General features: G+C 69.0%; 5 protein-coding genes. 2 read left to right on the top strand and 3 right to left on the bottom strand.

What is annotated here, in order from left to right; genetic code table 11:
* Window positions 1-183: 183 nt before the first annotated feature.
* Both E1264_RS41275 and E1264_RS41270 read left to right on the top strand, forming a co-directional pair.
* Complete coding sequence (locus tag E1264_RS41275; protein WP_132182813.1) at window positions 184-483, top strand: hypothetical protein; 300 nt, start codon at window positions 184-186, stop codon at window positions 481-483.
* 51 nt (window positions 484-534) lie between these two features.
* The gene (locus E1264_RS41270) at window positions 535-1431 is read left to right on the top strand and encodes a hypothetical protein (RefSeq protein WP_132182811.1); all 897 of its coding nucleotides are present in this window, start codon (window positions 535-537) and stop codon (window positions 1429-1431) included.
* A 21-nt stretch (window positions 1432-1452) separates the two neighbouring features.
* Here the strand turns inward: E1264_RS41270 and E1264_RS41265 are convergent, their stop codons facing one another.
* From E1264_RS41265 to E1264_RS41255, 3 genes are all read right to left on the bottom strand, one after another.
* Window positions 1453-2487, bottom strand: a complete 1035-nt coding sequence (locus E1264_RS41265; RefSeq protein ID WP_132182809.1) for a hypothetical protein — start codon at window positions 2485-2487, stop codon at window positions 1453-1455.
* Window positions 2484-2930, bottom strand: coding sequence for a YbaB/EbfC family nucleoid-associated protein (locus E1264_RS41260; RefSeq protein ID WP_165964654.1), 447 nt, complete (start codon window positions 2928-2930; stop codon window positions 2484-2486). Before E1264_RS41260 ends, E1264_RS41265 begins: the two co-directional genes overlap by 4 nt.
* A 236-nt stretch (window positions 2931-3166) precedes the next feature.
* On the bottom strand, window positions 3167-3703 hold the full coding sequence (locus E1264_RS41255) for a hypothetical protein (RefSeq protein ID WP_207936930.1): 537 nt from the start codon (window positions 3701-3703) through the stop codon (window positions 3167-3169).
* Window positions 3704-3830: the final 127 nt, after the last annotated feature.

The raw sequence follows: 3830 nt of genomic DNA, 5'->3' as shown, positions 1-3830 counted from the left end.
AGGTCGTCCTCCCCGACCTCACCGACACCCCAAAGGTCATCGACGCCATCCTCCACGCCTGACCGATGACCACAACAGGCCCGCGCCCGCGCATTGCTCGAACGGGTCTGCACCCGTGACAGCAATCGGCGGTATCGTCGACGAATTGTCAGGTGGCGAGTCAGGCCAGGGATGGGAGGGCGCATGGGCAAGGAGATCGAGTGGATCGCCGACGCCATCGAGAAGCTCGGCAAAGACCTGGTGCGGCAGGAGGGCGAGAAGATCAAGCAGGCGCATGCCTCCGCTGACGCGATCAATATCGGCCATACGGCCTGGGGGATCGTGGGATGGGGGCTTTCGTCGGCGCACGCGATCTCCCGGAACTTCTACCTCCAGGACATCGAAAGCAAATACCGGACCATACAGCAGGTCGAAAGCGGACTGCGCAAGGTCGCCGAGAAGCAGCGGGCCGCTGACGAGGCCAGCGGCGGAGGGCTCAACTAGCCGCAGGGCCTGCGGAGCCGGGCTCTGCATCGGCCGGGGAGGAAGGACGTCATGGGAGCGCTTGCCTCGGGACAGTGGTTCTTCAAGGAGGCGCTGGTCGCCTCGACGATCGGCAGCGCGATGCTGCCACCGGTCCGAATCACCGCCCTGGTCGCGCTGGAGACCCAGTGCAGTCCGGGCGCCATCGAGGACGGGGCGAACCAGTGGATGGAGACCGCGAAGAAGCTCAAAGAGGCCGCCGAGGGGATCGAGAACCGGGTGAAGGGCGTCGACAAGAGCACCTGGACCGGTGACGACCGTGAGGCATTCGACCAGAAGATCAGCGAGTTCGTCCGCCATCTGAAAACGGCCGCTTTCGCGGCCACCCTCATCGCGGTGACCCTGCTGCTGTACGCGTTCATCCTGTTCATCTTCGGTATCTATCTCGCCGTGATGGCCACCGTGCTCCTGGCCATCGCGATCGCCTATCTCGCGCAGTCCTGGATCCCCGGGTACGGCCAGGGCTTCATGGCCTGGGCCAACACCTTCGCCACCACCGTCGGCATGCAACTCCGCGCGACCGCCGCGCAACTGCGTACCGTCGCGCAGACGGCGGCGGGCATGATCGCCGCTCTGACGGGCGGGAACGTCGCGTTCCAGCTCGCGACCGGTTCGGACACCGCCGCCGGTGACCTGCTCCAGAGCACGCTCTACTCCATCGACGAGATCGCCATCTCCTTCGTGGAAAACAAGATCGCGGGTGGTCCGGGCTCCAAGGGATTCACCGGCACCACCAAGGGGCTGCTGGGAAAGTCGTTCTGGGGCGGATTCGGCTACCAGACCGCCGACACGTTCGGCTTGTCGCCGAGCAGCAATTTCCGCCAGCAGGGACCGGACACGTGGGGCGTTCCAGACGGGGGCAAATACGCCAACCCGATCGACCCCGAGCCGGACATCCCCACGTTCTGACGACGGTGCGGGCCGCCTGGCCTATCGGGTCAGGCGCAGAGCGTCGAACGCGAACGCCAGCACGGCGTGCCTCAGGTGCTCAGGCGGCTCACCGGTGAACACCACGGTGTAGCGCAGGAACCTCGCCACGACGTCCGCCACGGTCTCCCCGGACTCGGTGACGACGTGGAAGGCGACGCCCGGCTGGTCCTCGCTGCCGGGGTAGGTGGCGATCTCGCCGAGCGGTGTCCGGTCGGGCGCCAGGAGCAGCAGCCGGGGTGGGGAGTGGCTGACACGCCGGACGATGACCGTCGGCCGCCCGCCGGCATCGAGCACCGCGAGGCCCCCGGGCCGCCGGACGATGAAGAACGCGGCCCCTGCTCCGGGGACGCGGGCCGTGACGAAGGGCCGGCGAGTCGCGAACCGCCGAACGGCCTCCTCCTCCTGGGGCTCGACGAGACCGGCTCCGGCCAATACCGGTGGACGGGCTGAGGCACGGAACCGCAGCAGCGTCCTGCGCCGCGCGTCCCGCCATCGACGCCGCCCCGTCATGGACGGCCCGTCGCGTTCGCCGATCTGAGCGAGCACCCACCGGGCTCGTGCCCGGGCCCGGAGGTAGAAGGCCGAGACCACCCCCGCCACCGGCAGCATCGTCGCCCACAGGAACGCTCCCGGGTACAGCGCGTGACGCGACCGGTCCAGGCCCCCGGCGTACGGGCCGAACGGCCCGGCCCGCACCTGCACCTCACGCCCGACGTCCGCGCGGCCCACCCCGGACACATGGCCGGAGCCCTCGGAACCGTCGGCGAACCGCCACGTGCCCCGGCAGTCCAGGTACTCGACGTCGCGGAGCGGCGCGCGTTCCTCACACCCCTCCACGGTGGCCACGGCCCGCTCCCCCCACATGACCGTGTACACGATCACCCCGGGAAGCGCGACCATTACCCAGGCCAGCAAGACCAGGCCGAACACGAAGGCCGCCGGTGCTGCGGCGGCCGCGAGGAACTCCTTGACCGCTGGCCGGCGGCCCGCATTCTTCCCGTTGAACGGCGCGTTCCGGCGGGATGAAGGCGTCACCGGCCCATTTTGCGGTGCAGGTCGTCCATGAGCTTCAACGAGTCGCCGAGAGCGCGCTCGAACCCCTCGTGCAACTGCCGCATCTGCTGTTCCAGGGCTTGCGGGTCGCGCACGATGTCGGCGACGTCCTCAGGTGCGACGGACGCGTCCTCGGTGAGTTCCCGTGCCTGGCGCTGCAGATCCTGCAAAGCGTCTTGGGACGCCTTCACGATCGTTTCGGCCAGCTCAGCGGACGCCATGCGCATTGCCCGCGGGTCGATCTCCAGTTCGGTGATCGCCCCCTCCGCGGCGAGCCCGAGCCGGACCCGGCCGTCGCGGGACTCGGCCCGCCCGACCAGCTCGCTCAGGCGCGTCCTGAGCTCTGCCGTCTTCTGGATCTCCTTGGCGGTCTCCTCCGCGAAGGCATCGACATCGGACTCGGAGAAACCGTAGGACTCGGCCACGTTCAACCACCTCCGGCGAAACGAATGACCGCAATCATAGTGCCCGCTCATCCGGCAAGTCGGATCAAAAATCACCGAATGCCGAGACGATATGACCTGGTGGAACCCCGTCCAACAGTGCACTACTTCGAAATACGGCGAAGATTTAATCGCCATGAATACCGTCCTAATCGGCGACGCCTCGACCCCCGCCTCGCCGGTACCAGAGCCATCCTCGGCGCCTGAGCCGCGGACGGTCAGCCGTAGCGGCGCCGCCGGACGGCGTAGGCGGCCGTCACCGCGGCCAGGAGCGGGCCCCAGGCGACCAGCGGCAGGTAGCAGACCTGCATGATCACGAGCTTGGCACCGTGCGGCATCTCGGGATCGCCGGTGTCGAAGCCGAGGACGAGCGGCGTCCACAGGCAGACCAGCGCGATCGACCCGAGCGACGCCGGGACGATCGCGGCGGCCGGACGGACCGGCCGCCCGCCCAGAACCGGCACCCAGCGCGGCCACGTCTCCCCCCACCACCGGACCAGCCCGAGGCTCAGGAACGCGACCGCCTCCGACACCACCGACAGGACGATGACGTAGGGGAGCATGAACCAGGTGCCCTGCGGGTCCTGCGAGCCGGTGAAGCCGGCGGGCAGCCCGGCGGCGAACAGGATCCGCCAGATCCCGGCCGGGAGGGCGCACCACAGCGTCGCCTGCGCCGCCCAGTCCGCCCACCGCGGCACCGGCCCCCGCGTCCCGGCCGCCCGGACGGCCGGAGCACGCACCTCGACGGCGATCATCGGACGACCCCCGCGGCAGCCTCGTCGGACCCCGTGACCAGCAACGCCACCGCAATAAGCGCGAAGAGCGCGACGACGACCGCACCCTTGATCTTCAACTTCTGGGACACCGCTACCTCCTGTACTT

Source organism: Actinomadura sp. KC216, assembly GCF_004348535.1.
Classification (GTDB): domain Bacteria; phylum Actinomycetota; class Actinomycetes; order Streptosporangiales; family Streptosporangiaceae; genus Spirillospora.
Note: the sequence above shows the minus strand (reverse complement) of the source record. Positions and strands in the feature narration are given on the sequence as shown.

What these genes read in the sequence shown, in the direction of transcription:
- E1264_RS41275 (WP_132182813.1), top strand. Translation starts at nt 184, where the DNA reads ATGGGCAAGGAGATCGAGTGGATCGCCGACGCCATCGAGAAGCTCGGC.
- E1264_RS41255 (WP_207936930.1), bottom strand. Translation starts at nt 3,703, where the DNA reads ATGATCGCCGTCGAGGTGCGTGCTCCGGCCGTCCGGGCGGCCGGGACG.
- E1264_RS41270 (WP_132182811.1), top strand. Translation starts at nt 535, where the DNA reads ATGGGAGCGCTTGCCTCGGGACAGTGGTTCTTCAAGGAGGCGCTGGTC.